15 protein-coding genes are annotated in these 16,625 nt (G+C 71.2%); 12 read left to right on the forward strand and 3 right to left on the reverse strand.

Going from position 1 to position 16,625, the window contains the following annotated elements; genetic code table 11:
• Positions 1-110 precede the first annotated feature (110 nt).
• Positions 111-602 (forward strand): 50S ribosomal protein L17, encoded by a 492-nt coding sequence (rplQ, locus tag ACIQMR_RS29625; RefSeq protein WP_266381606.1) that lies wholly within the window; start codon positions 111-113, stop codon positions 600-602.
• A gap of 115 nt (positions 603-717) precedes the next feature.
• Entirely contained in the window at positions 718-1,587 is an 870-nt protein-coding gene (gene truA / locus ACIQMR_RS29630; protein ID WP_401393562.1) for a tRNA pseudouridine(38-40) synthase TruA, read from the forward strand.
• Positions 1,588-1,638: 51 nt separating this feature from the next.
• Here truA and ACIQMR_RS29635 read toward each other — a convergent pair whose 3' ends face one another.
• Positions 1,639-2,508 (reverse strand): hypothetical protein, encoded by an 870-nt coding sequence (locus ACIQMR_RS29635; RefSeq protein WP_401393565.1) that lies wholly within the window; start codon positions 2,506-2,508, stop codon positions 1,639-1,641.
• A 56-nt stretch (positions 2,509-2,564) separates the two neighbouring features.
• On the opposite strand from ACIQMR_RS29635, the gene ACIQMR_RS29640 reads away from it, so the two are divergent.
• From ACIQMR_RS29640 to ACIQMR_RS29660, 5 genes are all read left to right on the forward strand, one after another.
• Positions 2,565-4,187 (forward strand): ABC-F family ATP-binding cassette domain-containing protein, encoded by a 1,623-nt coding sequence (locus ACIQMR_RS29640; RefSeq protein WP_401393568.1) that lies wholly within the window; start codon positions 2,565-2,567, stop codon positions 4,185-4,187.
• A 218-nt stretch (positions 4,188-4,405) separates the two neighbouring features.
• The gene (gene rplM / locus ACIQMR_RS29645; RefSeq protein WP_266381617.1) at positions 4,406-4,849 is read left to right on the forward strand and encodes a 50S ribosomal protein L13; all 444 of its coding nucleotides are present in this window, start codon (positions 4,406-4,408) and stop codon (positions 4,847-4,849) included.
• Between the two features lie 44 nt (positions 4,850-4,893).
• A complete protein-coding gene (gene rpsI / locus ACIQMR_RS29650) occupies positions 4,894-5,412 on the forward strand; it encodes a 30S ribosomal protein S9 (protein WP_266381620.1) in 519 nt (172 codons plus the stop codon).
• 176 nt (positions 5,413-5,588) lie between these two features.
• Positions 5,589-6,947, forward strand: a complete 1,359-nt coding sequence (gene glmM, locus ACIQMR_RS29655) for a phosphoglucosamine mutase (protein WP_401393571.1) — start codon at positions 5,589-5,591, stop codon at positions 6,945-6,947.
• Between the two features lie 151 nt (positions 6,948-7,098).
• Positions 7,099-8,511 (forward strand): alpha/beta hydrolase family protein, encoded by a 1,413-nt coding sequence (locus ACIQMR_RS29660; RefSeq protein ID WP_401393574.1) that lies wholly within the window; start codon positions 7,099-7,101, stop codon positions 8,509-8,511.
• On the opposite strand, the gene ACIQMR_RS29665 is transcribed toward ACIQMR_RS29660, so the two are convergent.
• The gene (locus ACIQMR_RS29665; RefSeq protein WP_401393577.1) at positions 8,500-9,447 is read right to left on the reverse strand and encodes a DUF389 domain-containing protein; all 948 of its coding nucleotides are present in this window, start codon (positions 9,445-9,447) and stop codon (positions 8,500-8,502) included. The genes ACIQMR_RS29660 and ACIQMR_RS29665 overlap by 12 nt on opposite strands.
• An 18-nt stretch (positions 9,448-9,465) precedes the next feature.
• Positions 9,466-10,458 (reverse strand): type I pantothenate kinase, encoded by a 993-nt coding sequence (gene coaA / locus ACIQMR_RS29670; protein ID WP_401393580.1) that lies wholly within the window; start codon positions 10,456-10,458, stop codon positions 9,466-9,468.
• A gap of 188 nt (positions 10,459-10,646) precedes the next feature.
• Here coaA and ACIQMR_RS29675 point away from each other — a divergent pair, with 188 nt between their 5' ends.
• The 5 genes from ACIQMR_RS29675 to alr all read left to right on the forward strand — a co-directional run bounded on the left by ACIQMR_RS29675 (position 10,647) and on the right by alr (position 16,592).
• Positions 10,647-11,444 (forward strand): hypothetical protein, encoded by a 798-nt coding sequence (locus tag ACIQMR_RS29675; RefSeq protein WP_401393582.1) that lies wholly within the window; start codon positions 10,647-10,649, stop codon positions 11,442-11,444.
• A gap of 74 nt (positions 11,445-11,518) precedes the next feature.
• Entirely contained in the window at positions 11,519-13,366 is a 1,848-nt protein-coding gene (glmS, locus tag ACIQMR_RS29680) for a glutamine--fructose-6-phosphate transaminase (isomerizing) (protein WP_401393585.1), read from the forward strand.
• Entirely contained in the window at positions 13,363-13,731 is a 369-nt protein-coding gene (locus tag ACIQMR_RS29685; RefSeq protein ID WP_401393588.1) for a holo-ACP synthase, read from the forward strand. The genes glmS and ACIQMR_RS29685 overlap by 4 nt, the downstream gene beginning before the upstream one ends.
• A gap of 76 nt (positions 13,732-13,807) precedes the next feature.
• Complete coding sequence (locus ACIQMR_RS29690; protein ID WP_401393591.1) at positions 13,808-15,241, forward strand: NAD(P)H-hydrate dehydratase; 1,434 nt, start codon at positions 13,808-13,810, stop codon at positions 15,239-15,241.
• 91 nt (positions 15,242-15,332) lie between these two features.
• On the forward strand, positions 15,333-16,592 hold the full coding sequence (alr, locus tag ACIQMR_RS29695; RefSeq protein ID WP_401393594.1) for an alanine racemase: 1,260 nt from the start codon (positions 15,333-15,335) through the stop codon (positions 16,590-16,592).
• Positions 16,593-16,625: the final 33 nt, after the last annotated feature.

Raw genomic sequence — 16,625 nt, forward strand, 5'->3', positions numbered from 1 at the left:
CCGGCGCAAGGCTTCCCCCGGGTCCCCGGGGGTGCGCGAGGGGCGACGTCCCTCGCACAGGCTGACCTCGGTACCTGATACGGCCGGGGCAGATCCCAAGGAGAAGAACCATGCCGAAGCCCGCCAAGGGTGCCCGTCTGGGCGGCAGCGCCGCGCACGAGAAGCTGCTCCTCGCGAACCTCGCGAAGTCGCTCTTCGAGCACGGCCGCATCACCACGACCGAGGCCAAGGCCCGCCGCCTGCGCCCGGTCGCGGAGCGTCTGATCACGAAGGCGAAGAAGGGCGACATCCACAACCGTCGCCTGGTGCTGCAGACGATCACGGACAAGGGCATCGTCCACACGCTCTTCACCGAGATCGCTCCGCGCTACGCCGAGCGTCCGGGTGGCTACACCCGGATCACCAAGATCGGCAACCGTCGTGGTGACAATGCCCCGATGGCCGTGATCGAGCTCGTCGAGGGCGAGATCGCGAAGAAGGCCACGGTCGCCGAGGCCGAGGCCGCCACCAAGCGTGCGGTCAAGGAAGCGGACGAGGCCAAGGTCGAGGAGACCAAGGCCGAGGACGCCGCCGAGGCCCCGGCCGAGTCGAAGGACGCCTGAGCGTTCGAGCGGCTTTCCGGCTGAACGGCTGACGGACGGGCCCGTCCCCCTCGTGGGGGCGGGCCCGTTCCTTCCCCAGACCCCGTCCGGGGGGACCCCCAGAGGGATATGAGACGTGAGCGATGACGTGAAGCCCGGTTTCGTACGGGTGCGGCTGGACCTGTCGTACGACGGCCGGGACTTCTCCGGCTGGGCCCGGCAGACCCGTGGGCAGCGCACCGTCCAGGGCGAGATCGAGGACGCGATCCGTACGGTCACGCGGTCGTCGCAGACGTACGAGCTGACCGTCGCGGGCCGCACTGACGCGGGTGTGCACGCCCGCGGTCAGGTCGCTCACGTCGATCTGCCGCAGGCCCTGTGGGACGAGCACCGCGAGAAGCTGCTGCGACGGCTCGCCGGGCGGCTGTCCCACGACGTGAGGGTGTGGAAGGCCGAGGAGGCCCCCGCCGGCTTCAACGCCCGCTTCTCCGCGATCTGGCGACGTTACGCCTACCGCGTCACCGACCAGCCCGGCGGCGTCGACCCGCTGCTGCGCGGGCATGTGCTGTGGCACGACTGGCCGTTGGACCTGGACGCCATGAACGCCGCCGCCGAACGGCTCCTCGGCGAGCACGACTTCGCCGCGTACTGCAAGAAGCGCGAGGGCGCGACCACCATCCGGACCCTGCAGCAACTGCGCTGGGAGCGGGATCCGTCGGGGATCCTCACCGCGACGGTGAAGGCCGACGCCTTCTGCCACAACATGGTGCGCTCGCTCGTCGGCGCGTTGCTCTTCGTCGGTGACGGACACCGGCCGGTGGACTGGCCCGGCAAGGTCCTGGCCGCCGGGGTCCGCGACTCCGCCGTCCACGTCGTACGACCGCACGGGCTCACCCTGGAGGAAGTCGGCTACCCCGCCGACGAGTTGCTTGCCGCCAGGAACCTGGAGGCCCGCAACAGGCGCTCGCTTCCCGCCGCCGGCCCCGCGGCGGGCGGCTGCTGCTGAACCGGCCCGGTGGCGAGCCGTCAGCCGCCGGGCGGGGCGCCGCGTCGGCCGTCAGCCCGCCGGGGCCGTCGCGGCCGCCGACGCCTGCAGCTCGCCGCGGCGCACGATCTGGCGGAACGTGAACTCGGCCAGGTCGTCGCCGGGCTGGAACGCCTTGGTGTCGCCCTTGGTGACGGACTTCCCGTCGAGATGTCCGGTGGCGGTGAAGTAGGCGTAGCGGCCGTAGGAGTTGCCCACGAAGCGGCAGACCGGGCCGCCCTTGCAGAAGCCCGCGACGCCGGAGCCCGAGAGGGGCGCGATGTTGCGGGCCGACTTCGTCACGGCGGCCTTGGCCTGGGCCTCGGTCGGGAAGACCGCCACGCCGATGGTGACGGCGACGCCGTCCTTGGTGTACGTGGCGCGGATGACCTGGTCACAGCCGTGGGAACGGAGTGCGGTGCCCAGTGAACCCTGGGTGGCGGAGGCGCAGTTGGTGGTGCGCGCCGTGGGGCCCTTGGTGTAGACGCGGTCGCCCATCGTCAGCTTCCGGCCGGGGAAGAGGGTGTCGGCGCTGAGCGGCGCCTTGTCCTTCGTCTCGCTGGAGATGAAGTCCTTCGGATTCGGCGGAGGCGGCGGGGCGACCGCGGAGAACGAAGGCTCCGGCTGTGTCGTCTCGTTCGGCAGCTCGGGTGCCGTGGGCAGATCACCGGCGTTCTTGTCGGAGGGCGCGGCGTCGTTCATGAAGACGACGGCCGTGGCCACGATCGCGGCGACGGCGGCCGTCGCGAGCGCACCGGCGCCGATCAGCAGCCACCTCTTGCGGCGCGCACGCGACGCGGAGGCGTCGGCCAGCGCGGCCCAGTCGGGCGTCGACGACGACGGTGACTGCTGTCCGTACGGCTGTTGCGGCTCCTGCGGCCACTGCGGTCCCCCAAAGCTCATGTCGCGCATCCTAAACCTGTTGGGCGTGGGCGTGTCCCGCGGCGACAATGCCCCCCATGGGACATCTCGAAGCCGGACATCTGGAGTACTACCTGCCCGACGGGCGGGTGCTGCTCGGCGACGTCTCGTTCCGCGTCGGTGAGGGCTCGGTCGCCGCCCTCGTCGGGGCGAACGGCGCGGGCAAGACGACGCTGCTCCGGCTGCTCGCCGGGGAGCTGAAGCCGCACGGCGGGACCGTGTCGGTGAGCGGCGGGCTCGGGGTGATGCAGCAGTTCGTCGGCTCCGTGCGGGACGAGCGCACGGTCCGGGACCTGCTGGTCTCGGTGGCCCAGCCCAGGATCCGGGAGGCGGCGCGGGCGGTCGACGAGGCCGAGCACCTGATCATGACCGTGGACGACGAGGCCGCGCAGATGCGGTACGCGCAGGCGCTGAGCGACTGGGCCGAGGTGCAGGGGTACGAGGCCGAGACGGTCTGGGACATGTGCACCACGGCCGCGCTCGGCGTCCCGTACGAGCAGGCCCAGTGGCGTCTCGTCCGCACCCTGTCCGGGGGCGAGCAGAAGCGGCTGGTGCTGGAGGCGCTGCTGCGCGGTCCCGACGAGGTGCTGCTGCTGGACGAGCCGGACAACTATCTGGACGTGCCCGGCAAGCGGTGGCTGGAGGAACGGCTGCGGGAGACCCGTAAGACCGTGCTGTTCGTCTCCCACGACCGGGAGCTGCTGGCCCGGGCGGCGCAGAAGATCGTGGCGGTCGAGCCGGGGCCGGCGGGCAGCGACGTGTGGGTGCACGGCGGGGGCTTCGACACGTTCCACGACGCGCGCCGGGAGCGGTTCGCGCGGTTCGAGGAGCTGAAGCGGCGCTGGGAGGAGGAGCACGCCCGGCTGAGGGCGCTGGTGCTGCGGCTGCGGCAGCAGGCGGCGATCAGCCCCGACATGGCGTCGCGGTACCGGGCGATGCAGACCCGGTTCAAGAAGTTCGAGGAGGCGGGGCCGCCGCCGGAGCCGCCGCGCGAGCAGGAGATCCGGATGCGGCTGCGCGGCGGGCGGACCGGCGTACGCGCTCTCACCTGCAAGGGCCTCGAACTCGCCGGGCTGATGAAACCCTTCGACCTGGAGGTCTTCTACGGCGAGCGGGTGGCCGTCCTCGGGTCCAACGGCTCGGGCAAGTCCCACTTCCTGCGGCTGCTCGCCGGCGACACGTCCGTGGCCCACAAGGGCGAGTGGAAGCTCGGCGCGCGCGTGGTGCCGGGGCACTTCGCCCAGACGCACGCGCACCCCGAGCTCCTCGGACGCACGCTGGTCGACATCCTGTGGACCGAGCACGCCAAGGACCGCGGCGGCGCGATGTCGGTGCTGCGGCGGTACGAGCTGGAGCGGCAGGGCGACCAGTCCTTCGACCGGCTCTCGGGCGGGCAGCAGGCCCGCTTCCAGATCCTGCTGCTGGAGCTGCGCGGGACGACGGCGCTGCTGCTGGACGAGCCGACGGACAACCTGGACCTGGAGTCGGCGGAGGCGCTCCAGGACGGCCTGGAGGTCTATGAGGGCACCGTGCTCGCCGTCACGCACGACCGCTGGTTCGCGAAGTCCTTCGACCGGTATCTGGTCTTCGGCTCGGACGGCGTGGTCCGGGAGACGGCGGAGCCGGTGTGGGACGAGCGGCGGGTCGAGCGGGCGCGGTAGGGTCGGCGCGTTTTGACCCCTCCGGGGTGGCGCGGGTACTGTTGCCGTTTGTTATGCGTATTGGCTTCGTCGTTCTTACGCGAGGGCCCTTACGCAAGTTCCCTGGAGCAGTTACCAGTGGCTCGCATACGGGCAGTGTCCCGGCAGTGCAGGCCCCAGCTGCATGATCGCTTCAGGTGTGTCTGGACTCCATCCACTGAAGAAGCGAAGGCTACGAAGTGCGTACGTACAGCCCCAAGCCCGGCGATGTCACTCGCCAGTGGCACATCATCGACGCGCAGGACATCGTCCTGGGCCGTCTGGCGACCACGGCAGCGAACCTCCTCCGGGGCAAGCACAAGCCGATCTACGCCCCCCACATGGACATGGGCGACTTCGTCATCATCATCAACGCCGAGAAGGTTCACCTCTCCGGTAACAAGAAGACCCAGAAGATGGCGTACCGCCACTCCGGGTACCCGGGTGGTCTGCGCTCCGTCCGTTACGACGAGCTGCTGGCCAAGAGCCCGGAGAAGGCCGTGGAGAAGGCCATCAAGGGCATGATCCCGAAGAACACCCTGGGTCGTCAGATGCTCTCGAAGCTGAAGATCTACGCGGGCGAGAACCACCCGCACGCTGCTCAGCAGCCGGTCCCGTTCGAGATCACCCAGGTCGCGCAGTAGTTCCGGCCACCCCCTAAGACGTACAGAAAGATCTGAGGAGAATCGTGGCCGAGACCACTGCAGAGACCCCCGTCGAGGGCGAAGAGACCTACGCCGAGGTCACCACCTTCGAGTCGGAGACGCCCGTCGAGGGCGAGTACACCTCCGAGTCCCTCGCGTCCCGCTTCGGCGAGCCGCAGCCGGCCGCCGGCCTGGGTCGTCGCAAGAACGCCATCGCCCGTGTCCGGATCGTTCCGGGCACCGGCAAGTGGAAGATCAACGGTCGCACCCTTGAGGAGTACTTCCCCAACAAGGTGCACCAGCAGGAAGTCAACGAGCCCTTCAAGGTGCTCGAGCTCGACGGCCGCTACGACGTCATCGCCCGTATCGCGGGTGGCGGCGTCTCCGGCCAGGCCGGCGCCCTGCGCCTCGGCGTGGCCCGCGCGCTGAACGAGGCGGACGTGGACAACAACCGCGGCCCGCTGAAGAAGGCCGGCTTCCTGAGCCGCGACGACCGTGCGGTCGAGCGCAAGAAGGCCGGTCTGAAGAAGGCCCGCAAGGCCCCGCAGTACAGCAAGCGCTAAATCGCCTGCTGGCCTGTACGGCATACGTTCGCCCCGGCGGCACTCCGTGCTGCCGGGGCGTTCCGTTTATCGGACCCGGGAGACCCCCGGGGTGACACAGCTCGGCGTCCTGGGCGTATAAACGACAGGAAAGCGCCGGGGGACGCGCGTTTTCGGAGCATTTTCGGAGGACACCAGTGGGACGACTCTTCGGCACGGACGGTGTGCGCGGTGTCGCGAACGCGGACCTGACAGTCGAGCTCGCGCTCGGCCTGTCGGTCGCGGCGGCGCACGTGCTCGCCGAGGCGGGCACGTTCGAGGGCCATCGGCCGACGGCGGTGGTCGGACGTGATCCCCGCGCGTCCGGGGAGTTCCTGGAGGCCGCCGTCGTGGCGGGCCTCGCCAGCGCGGGCGTCGACGTCCTGCGCGTCGGTGTGCTGCCCACGCCGGCCGTGGCGTACCTCACCGGTGCGCTGGGCGCCGACCTCGGGGTGATGCTCTCCGCGAGCCACAACGCCATGCCGGACAACGGCATCAAGTTCTTCGCGCGGGGCGGCCACAAGCTCGCCGACGAGCTGGAGGACCGGATCGAGTCCGTCTACGAGGAGCACCGCACCGGTGCCCCGTGGGACCGGCCGACCGGCTCCGGCGTCGGCCGCGTACGCGACTACGACGAGGGCTTCGACAAGTACGTCGCCCACCTCATCGCCGTCCTGCCGAACCGGCTCGACGGGCTCAAGGTCGTCCTCGACGAGGCGCACGGCGCGGCCGCCCGGGTCTCGCCCGAGGCGTTCGCCCGGGCCGGTGCCGAGGTCGTCACGATCGGCGCCGAGCCGGACGGCCTCAACATCAACGACGGCTGCGGTTCCACCCACCTGGACCTGCTGAAGGCCGCGGTCGTGGACCACCGGGCCGACCTCGGCATCGCCCACGACGGCGACGCCGACCGCTGCCTCGCCGTGGACGCGGCGGGCAACGAGATCGACGGCGACCAGATCCTGGCCGTGCTCGCGCTGGCCATGCGCGAGGCGGGCACGCTGCGCGGCAACACCGTCGTCGCCACCGTCATGTCGAACCTCGGCTTCAAGCTGGCGATGGAGCGCGAGGGCGTCGAGATGGTGCAGACGGCCGTCGGCGACCGGTACGTCCTGGAGTCGATGAAGGAGCACGGATACGCGCTGGGCGGCGAGCAGTCCGGCCACGTCATCGTCCTGGACCACGCCACGACCGGCGACGGCACCCTGACCGGCCTGATGCTGGCGGCCCGGGTCACCGCGACGGGCCGCTCCCTGGCGGACCTCGCCGGTGTCATGGACCGGCTCCCGCAGGTCCTGATCAACGTCCCGGACGTCGACAAGTCGCGCGTCTCGTCTTCGGACGAGCTGACGGCCGCCGTCACCGAGGCCGAGCGGGAGCTCGGCACCACCGGCCGGGTGCTGCTGCGTCCCTCCGGTACGGAGCCGCTGGTCCGTGTGATGGTCGAGGCCGCGGACATCGACCAGGCCCGCTCGGTGGCGGGACGGCTGGCGGACGCGGTGAAGTCGGCGCTCGGCTGACAGCATGGTGTGTGTGCCCGCGGGGACGACCCCCGTGGGCACTTCCGGGTCCCGGTGAGCTGCTCGGTGGTGGCCGGTGCGTCGGCCGTTCGGGCGAGTCGTGCGTGTGGCGCGGTGAGGGCCGATGGGACGGCTCGTACCTTCGGGTCGTATGACGTACGAATCCAGGGAGCGTGCAGCCGGACCCACTCGTCGCACCGCGCTGGCCGGGCTCGTCGGCGGGGCCGGGGCCGTGATGGCCGCCGGATGCACCCCCTCGGGAGCGTCACCCGCCGCCGCGCCCACCCCCAGCCGTTCGCCGGGGGCCACCGCCCCGGCGGCGAACCCGACGCCCGGGGCGATGACGCTCTTCAAGGATCCCGCGTACAACTTCGGCGGTCTCATGGCGCTCGGCGGGTCTGGTTTCGGCGCCGGGGAGGTGGGCGAGGTGCTCACCGCCGTGAACACGATCAACAAGGCCGGCCTTTCCTCCCAGACGTACGTCGAGACCTTCAGGAAGCTCGGCGACCAGCTCATGGAAGCCCCGGAGGGCAGCAAGCCCGACGACCAGACCAGGCGCTTCCGCGCGCTGCGGGCGGCCCAGTACTACGCACAGGCGCTGTTCTTCGTCCTCGGCTCCGACGATCCGGGCAACGAGGAGCAGCTGTACAAGGCCGGGCGAGGAGCCTGGGACACCTTCTGCGGCCTGTGCGACCCGCCGCCGGTGAAGGCGAACGTGCCGTACGGGAAGACCCCGCTGCCGGTGTGGTTCTTCCGGCCGGACGTGGCCGACACCCGCCGCCCCACCGTGATCCTCACGAACGGCAGCGACGGCCAGAACGTCGACATGTGGACCTACGGTGTCCAGGCGGCCCTGGACCGCGGCTGGAACGCCCTCGTGTACGACGGGCCCGGCCAGGGACAGCTGCTCTTCGTGGACCAGGTGGTCTTCTCACCGACCTGGGAGAAGGTCGTCACCCCGCTGGTGGACTGGCTGGTCGCGCGCCCGGACGTCGACCCGCGGAAGATCGCCCTGACGGGGCTGAGCATGGCCGGTGACCTGGCTCCCCGTGCCGCGGCCTTCGAGACCAGGATCGCCGCGCTGGTGGCGATGCCCGGCTGTGTCGAGCCCTGGCTGGGCTTCCCCGCGGAGATCCGCGAGATCCTCACCCCCAGCAAGGAGGAGACCAACGACATCTGGAACAAGGAGGTCGTCCCCGAGCTGCCGCCCGACGCCGCCGCGACGATGAAGAAGCGCTTCGAGCCCTTCTCGATCCCCGCGATGCTCGCCGCCCGCGAGGGCAAGATGTTCACCGACTTCTACACGCCCGCCACGCGCATCCGGGCACTCACGATCACGGACGTGGTCGGACGCATCAAGTCGCCCACGCTCGTGCTGGACTACGACGACGAGCAGTTCTATCCCGGCCAGCCGCGCCAGATGTACGACAAGCTGACGTCCCCCAAGGACTACGTGAAGCTCACCGCGGCCCAGGGCGCGCAGCTGCACTGCTCCCCGATGGCCCCGCAGCTGCACTGCGAGGTCGTCTTCGACTGGCTGCAGGAGACGCTGTCAGGCAGCTGACTTCCTCGTCATGCGCTTCCGCTGGTTGTTCCAGAGAGCCTTCTGGACGAACAGCGTGAGCGTCCCGGCGAGGATGATCCCGAGCAGGTTGAGCAGCAGCTGCTCGGTGGAGCCCCAGGCCTGGCCGAACTCGCTGAAGCTGAGCGCCACCGCCGCGTTGGCCGCGGCCGGAACCGTCGTCACAGAGATGGCCACACCGACCAGGGCACCCGACTTCGCCGAGGTCAGCGAGAGCGTGCCCGCGATACCCGCGAGGACCGCGACGACGAACGAGAACGCGTCCGGGTTGTAGATGAACGCCGTGTTGGGCCGGTCGCCCTCCAGCAGCGCGCGGTCGAAGAGCCCGATGCCGCCCATGAAGAGGCTGAAGAGGACCGTCACGGCCATGGCCGCCGCGAAACCCACGATCAGCGCGACGAGGGAGCGCCAGGCCAGCTTCGGCAGCCGCTGCACCACGGCGGTGCTGAAGCCGGCGAGCGGACCGAACTCCGGGCCGACCGCCATCGCGCCCACGATGAGGACCGCGTTGTCGAGCACCACACCGCACGCGGCGATCATCGTCGCCAGTATCAGGAACGCGAGGTAGGTGACGGAGAGCGTCGACTCCTCGTGCGTCGCGTCGGTCAGGTGCTCCCACAGCACCGCGTCGGCGCCCTCGCCCGGAGCCTCCTCCTCCGCCTTGTCCGCCCGCTTCGACAGTGACAGGTCGATGTTCTCCACGGCGATCGCGCCGTCGTGGTCGAGGCCCAGCTCCCGAAGATGGCCGATCAGCTCGTCGCCCGCCTCACGGGCGACATCGCACATGACCACGTCCCCCGACGGATTGCGGGCGGCGTCGGCGAGCACGACGAGATGCGTCGTGCCGACCGTGTTCTCGACAGTGTCGACGACCTGCTTGGTGCGGTGGGGCGGCACGATCAGGCGCAGATGCAGCACGCGGTGCTCCTCGGCGGTTCAGAGTTTGCGCAGGGACAGGCGCTGGACCTTGTGATCGGGGCCCTTGCGGACCACCAGCGTGGCACGCCCGCGGGTGGGCGCGACGTTCTCCAGCAGGTTGACCCCGTTGATCGTGCGCCACATGGTGCGCGCGTAGTCCAGCGCCTCCTCCTCGGACACCTGGGTGTACCGGCGGAAGTACGAGGACGGGTCCTGGAATGCGGTCGCGCGGAGCTTGCGGAAGCGGTTGAGGTACCAGCTCTCGATGTCCTCGGGACGGGCGTCCACGTACACGGAGAAGTCGAAGTAGTCGGCGAGGCCGACGCGGGTGCGGCCGTCCTTGCCGGGCAGAGCGGGCTGGAGGACGTTGAGGCCCTCGACGATCAGGATGTCCGGGCGGCGTACGGTCAGCCGCTCGCCGGGGACGATGTCGTAGATGAGGTGCGAGTAGACGGGGGCGGTGACCTCGTCCTTGCCGGCCTTGATGTCGGCGACGAAGCGGGTCAGGGCCCGGCGGTCGTACGACTCGGGGAAACCTTTCCGCGACATCAGGCCCCTGTCCTGGAGCTCCTTCATCGGGTAGAGGAATCCGTCGGTGGTCACCAGCTCGACGCGCGGGTGCTCGGGCCAGCGGGCGAGCAGGGCCTGCAGAAGACGGGCGACGGTGGACTTGCCGACGGCGACGGAGCCCGCGACGCCTATGACGAACGGTGTGCCCCGCTGGGTGCCGTGGCCGTTGCCGGCCTCGCCGAGGAAGGTGTTGAGCGCGCCGCGGAGGTTGGCCGTGGCGCCGACGTACAGATTGAGCAGCCTGGACAGCGGCAGATAGATGTCCCGTACCTCGTCGAGGTCGATGACGTCACCGAGTCCGCGCAGCTGTTCGACCTCGGCGGCGGACAGGGGGAGCGGCGTCTTCTCGCGGAGGGCGCTCCACTCCTCGCGGGTGAGATCGACGTACGGGGACGCCTCTGTCCTGTCGGACTTGCGGCTTCGTGGCGGCGAAGTGATCACATGCTCATTGTCGGTGCTGCGACGGGGGCGTGGGGGGTGGGCTCGGTCACGCAGGTGCCGGGCCGGCGTCCGGCCGGGACGCCAGCGATCACGTGGAAGTTACGGTCGGGTACCGGTACGTCCCCCATGATCGGGGCTTCACAGGGCGGTCTTATCGTGTGCACATCATTCACACAGAAAGATGCACCATGCGAACCTCTGTCATCCGCCGTACCGCCGTTGCCGCCACCGCGATCTCTCTCGCACTGCTCGTCACCGCGTGCGGCGGTGAGAAGGGCGAGGGGGGCACCGACAAGGGCAAGGCCGGGGCGACCGCCGCCGCCGAGCCCGCGGCCAAGGCGCTGACGGCCGCCGAGCTGGAGAAGCTCACCCTGGCCGACGCCGACGTCAAGGGTCACAAGGTCTCGAAGGCCGGTCCCGAGGACGAGGTCGCCGCCGACAAGGTCGTCGTCGACAAGGCCGACTGCAAGCCGCTGGCCGACGCCGTGGCCGCCGTGGCGCTCGGTGACGCCAAGGCCACGGTCAAGCGCAAGGTGGTCGAGGAGCCGAAGAAGGGCACCACGGACAAGACCGACCTCGATGACATGACGGACAAGGACATCGAGGACGCGCTCGGTGCGTCCCTGAACATGACGGCCACGATGGTCTCCCTGTCCTCGTACGACGCGAAGGGCGCCGAGGAGGCCGTCGCCACGCTGCGTACGGCCGCCACCGCCTGCGCCGGCGGGTTCACCATGACGATGGGCACGGACAAGTCCAAGGTCGTCAAGGTGGAGGAGGCCAAGGTCTCGGGCGGTCAGGAGGCCGCCGCCTGGACGCTGGTGTCCGAGCAGGACGGCATGAAGATGCCGCACAAGCTGGCCCTCGTGCGCCAGGGTTCCACCCTCGCCTCGTTCTCCGCCATCAACATCGGCGCCATGGCCTCGGGCAAGGACTTCCCGCTGCCGACCGCCGTCATCGACGCGCAGGCCGCCAAGCTCGGCTGACCGCTCGCCCGTTCGGGCCGCTCACGCAGCCTGCGACTCCGGCGTCACGGCCACCGGAGTCGTAGGCTGCCGCCATGTGCGGAATCGTGGGTTATGTGGGAGCGCAGTCCGCGCTCGATGTCGTCATCGCCGGGCTCAAGCGGCTCGAATACCGGGGCTACGACTCGGCGGGCGTGGCCGTGCTCGCCGACGGTGGGCTGGCCGCGGCCAAGAAGGCCGGCAAGCTGCTGAATCTGGAGAAGGAACTCGTCGACCGGCCGCTGCCGAGCGGGTCCACGGGCATCGGCCACACCAGATGGGCCACCCATGGCGCACCGAACGACGCCAACGCGCATCCGCATCTCGACAACGCCGGACGCGTGGCCGTCGTCCACAACGGCATCATCGAGAACTTCGCGGCGCTGCGGGCCGAACTGGGCGAGCGGGGCCACGACCTGGCCTCCGACACGGACACCGAGGTCGTGGCGCATCTGCTCGCCGAGGAGTTCTCGTCGTGCGGTGAACTGACCGAAGCGATGCGACTGGTGTGCCGGCGGCTGGAGGGCGCGTTCACCCTGGTCGCCGTCCACGCGGACGACCCGGACGTCGTCGTGGGCGCCCGGCGCAACTCGCCCCTGGTCGTCGGCGTCGGCGACGGGGAGGCGTTCCTGGCCTCGGACGTGGCCGCGTTCATCGCCCACACCCGCTCGGCGATCGAGCTCGGCCAGGACCAGGTCGTCGAACTGCGGCGCGACGGCGTCACCGTGACGGACTTCGACGGCGCGCCCGCGGAGGTCAGGTCGTACCACGTCGACTGGGACGCCTCCGCCGCCGAGAAGGGCGGCTACGACTACTTCATGCTCAAGGAGATCGCTGAGCAGCCGAAGGCGGTCGCCGACACGCTGCTCGGGCGGATCGACGCGAACGGGTCGCTGACGCTGGACGAGGTGCGGATCCCGGGCGCGGTGCTGCGAGAGGCGGACAAGGTGGTGATCGTGGCGTGCGGCACGGCCTTCCACGCCGGTCTCATCGCCAAGTACGCCATCGAGCACTGGACGCGCATCCCTTGCGAGGTGGAGCTGGCCAGCGAGTTCCGCTACCGGGACCCGATCCTGGACCAGCGCACGCTCGTCATCGCGATCTCGCAGTCCGGCGAGACCATGGACACGCTCATGGCGATGCGCCACGCCCGGGAGCAGGGCGCGAGGGTCCTGGCCATCTGCAACACCAACGGCTCGACGATCCCCCGTGAGTCGGACGCCGTGCTGTACACCCACGCGGGCCCGGAGGTCGCGGTCGCGTCGACCAAGGCGTTCCTGACGCAGCTGGTCGCCTGCTACCTCGTGGCGCTGTACCTGGGGCAGGTGCGGGGCACGAAGTGGGGCGACGAGATCCGGGCCGTCGTCCGGGACCTGTCGCAGATCGCCGGCGAGGTGGAGCGGGTCCTGGAGACCATGGAGCCGGTACGGGAACTGGCGCGGTCACTGGCCCGCAAGAAGACGGTGCTGTTCCTGGGGCGGCACGTCGGGTACCCGGTCGCGCTGGAGGGCGCGCTGAAGCTCAAGGAACTCGCGTACATGCACGCCGAGGGCTTCGCGGCGGGTGAGCTCAAGCACGGGCCCATCGCGCTGATCGAGAACGACCTGCCGGTCGTCATCGTCGTCCCGTCGCCGCGCAGCCGGTCCGTGCTGCACGACAAGATCGTGTCCAACATCCAGGAGATCCGGGCGCGGGGGGCGCGGACGATCGTCATCGCGGAGGAGGGCGACGAGGCGGTCGTGCCGTACGCGGACCACCTCATCCGCATCCCGGCGACGCCGGCGCTGCTCCAGCCGATGGTGGCGACCGTGCCGCTACAGGTCTTCGCCTGCGAGCTGGCCACGGCCCGTGGCAACGAGGTGGACCAGCCGCGGAACCTGGCGAAGTCGGTCACCGTCGAATGATCATCGGGGTGGGGATCGACGTCGCCGAGATCGACCGTTTCGAGGACGCGCTGCGGCGGACACCCGCGATGGCGGACCGGCTGTTCATCGAGAGCGAGCTGAAGCTGCCGAGCGGGGAGCGGCGCGGAGTCGCCTCGCTGGCTGCCCGCTTCGCGGCGAAGGAGGCGGTCGCGAAGGCACTGGGCGCGCCGGCGGGGCTGCTCTGGACGGACTGCGAGGTGTACGTGGAGGAGTCCGGCCGGCCCCGCCTGCGGATGCGCGGCACGGTGGCGGCGGCGGCCCGGGCGCGGGGGGTGCGGACGTGGCACCTCTCGCTGAGCCATGACGCCGGGGTGGCCTCGGCGATGGTGATCGCGGAGGGGTGAGCGGTGTCCGGCGGCGGCGTGCGGGCCGGGCATGGCGGCATGGCCCCGTGAGCCGATGCGCGGCATGCTTCTGAGCATGCGTCATGCCTACAGCGTCGAGACCGTACGGGCCGCCGAGGCCGAGTTGATGGCCCGGGTGCCGGAGGGCGCGCTCATGCAGCGGGCCGCCGCGGGGCTGGCCGCCGCCGTCGCCGGGCTGCTCCCACGGGTGTACGGCGCCCGTGTCGTGCTGCTCGTCGGAAGCGGCGACAACGGCGGCGACGCGCTGTACGCGGGCGCGCGGCTGGCGCGCCGCGGCGCGGCGGTGGCCGCGGTGCTGCTCGCCCCCGACCGGGCGCACCAGCAGGGGCTGACCGCGTTCCGGAAGGCCGGCGGGCAGGTCGCCGAGGACCCGTTCGCCGTGCTGGCCGTGGCCGATGTGGTCCTGGACGGCATCACCGGCATCGGCGGCCACGGCGGCCTGCGCCCCGACGCCGTGCCGGTCGCGCGGGCGGCACGCGGCTCGAACGCGATGGTCGTCGCCGTCGACCTGCCGAGCGGGATCGAGGCGGACACGGGCGAGGTGACGGGCGAGGCGCTGCGGGCCGACGCCACCGTCACCTTCGGTACGTACAAGCCGGGCCTGCTCATCGACCCGGCGCGGGAGCACACCGGAGCCGTGCGACTCGTCGACATCGGTCTGGAGCCGCACCTGCCGTCCGTGCCGGACCTGGAGGCGCTGCAACACACGGACGTGGCTCAGCTGTTGCCGGTACCCGCCGCGGAGAGCGACAAGTACCGCCGCGGTGTCGTGGGCGTGGTGGCCGGGTCCGCGCGCTACCCGGGCGCCGCGGTGCTCGCCGTCGCGGGCGCGCTGCGCGGCGGCGCCGGAGCCGTGCGGTACGTGGGTCCAGCGGCGGACGCGGTGATCGCCCGGTTCCCGGAGGCGCTGGTGCACGGCTGGCCCCCGTCACGGGCGGGCCGGGTGCAGGCGTGGGTCGTCGGTCCCGGCCTCGGCGACGGACCCGGGGTGCAGGAGGTGCTGGACACCGATGTTCCGGTACTGGTCGACGCGGACGGGCTGCGCGGACTCGACCCGGACGCCGTGCGCGCACGTAACGCCCCGACCCTGCTCACCCCGCACGCCGGCGAGGCGGCCGCGCTGCTCGGCGTCGACCGCGGGGAGGTCGAGGGCGCCCGGCTCGGCTCCGTACGGGCGCTGGCCGCGAAGTACGGGGCCACGGTGCTGCTGAAGGGTTCCACGACGCTGGTGGCCGGCCCGGACGAGAGGACTCCGGTCCGGGTGAACCCGACCGGTACGTCCTGGCTCGCCACGGCAGGCAGTGGCGATGTGCTGTCGGGACTGGCCGGCTCGCTCCTCGCGGCGGGCCTCGCGCCCCTCGACGCCGCATCCGTGGCCGCGTATCTGCACGGGCTGGCGGCGCGTCTCGCCTCCCACGACGCCCCGGTGGCGGCGCACGACGTGGCCACGGCGATCCCCCGGGCCTGGCGCGACGCCAAGACCCCCTGACGCGTCCCCCGGCACAGCAGGCGGGTGACCAGGGCCACTCATGGTCGTTGCCGTACGAGCTATGCAGCGGCCCTCTGAGAGACTGAGCGCGATGACTCAGAACGCACCCTTCCGAGCCCGCGCCGAGATCGACCTCGCCGCGCTGCGCGCCAACGTCCGCGCCCTGCGCGCGCGGGCGCCCCGCGCGGCCTTCATGGCCGTGGTCAAGTCGGACGCGTACGGACACGGGATGGTGCCCTGCGCGAAGGCGGCGCGGGCCGCCGGCGCGACCTGGCTGGGCACGGCCACCCCCGAGGAGGCGCTCGCGCTCCGGGCGGCAGGGATCGGTGGCCGGGTGATGTGCTGGCTGTGGACGCCCGGCGGGCCCTGGCGCGAGGCCGTCGAGGCCGACCTGGACGTCTCGGTCAGCGGCATATGGGCACTGCGCGAAGTGACGCACGCGGCCCGGCAGGCGGGCCGTACGGCCCGTGTCCAGCTCAAGGCGGACACCGGCCTCGGGCGTAACGGCTGCCCGCCGGGGGACTGGGCCGAACTGGTCGCCGCCGCCCGCGCCGCCGAGGAGGCGGGCACCGTCAGGGTCACCGGCCTGTGGTCGCACTTCGCGTGTGCCGACGAGCCCGGCCACCCATCCGTCGCGGCCCAACTGGCCGTCTTCAAGGACCTGGTGGCGTACGCCGAGAAGGAGGGAGTCGAGCCGGAGGTCCGGCACATCGCCAACTCCCCGGCCACGCTGATCCTTCCGGACACGCACTTCGACCTGGTGCGCGCGGGCATCGCGGTGTACGGGATCTCGCCCAGCCCGGAGCTGGGCACGCCCGCCGACTTCGGGCTGCGCCCGGTGATGACGCTCAAGGCCTCACTGGCGCTGGTCAAGCGCGTCCCGGCGGGTCATGGCGTCAGTTACGGACACCACTACGTCACCGAGGGCGAGACCATGCTCGGTCTCGTTCCGGTCGGGTACGCGGACGGCATTCCGCGGCACGCCTCGGGCCGCGGGCCGGTGCTGATCGGCGGCGAACGGCGGCGGGTGGCCGGCCGGATCGCGATGGACCAGTTCGTCGTCGATCTGGGCCCGGAGGGCGACCGGATCCGGGAGGGCGCGGAGGCGGTGCTGTTCGGCCCCGGCGACCGGGGTGAGCCGACCGCCCAGGACTGGGCCGAGGCGGCGGACACCATCGCGTACGAGATCGTGACCCGGATCGGGACCCGGGTGCCGCGCGTCCATCTCCACACGGAGAACACGGGCAACACAGAGAACGCGGGCAACGCGGGCAGCACGAAGAACGCGGGCAACACGGGCAACACCGAGAACGCGGGCAACACGGGGAACACGGGGAATACCCGCGTGTAGGACCGGGACGCGAAGAGCACGGAACGCGACGAA

It is taken from the genome of Streptomyces sp. NPDC091376, assembly GCF_044757085.1.
Taxonomy (GTDB): domain Bacteria; phylum Actinomycetota; class Actinomycetes; order Streptomycetales; family Streptomycetaceae; genus Streptomyces; species Streptomyces pratisoli.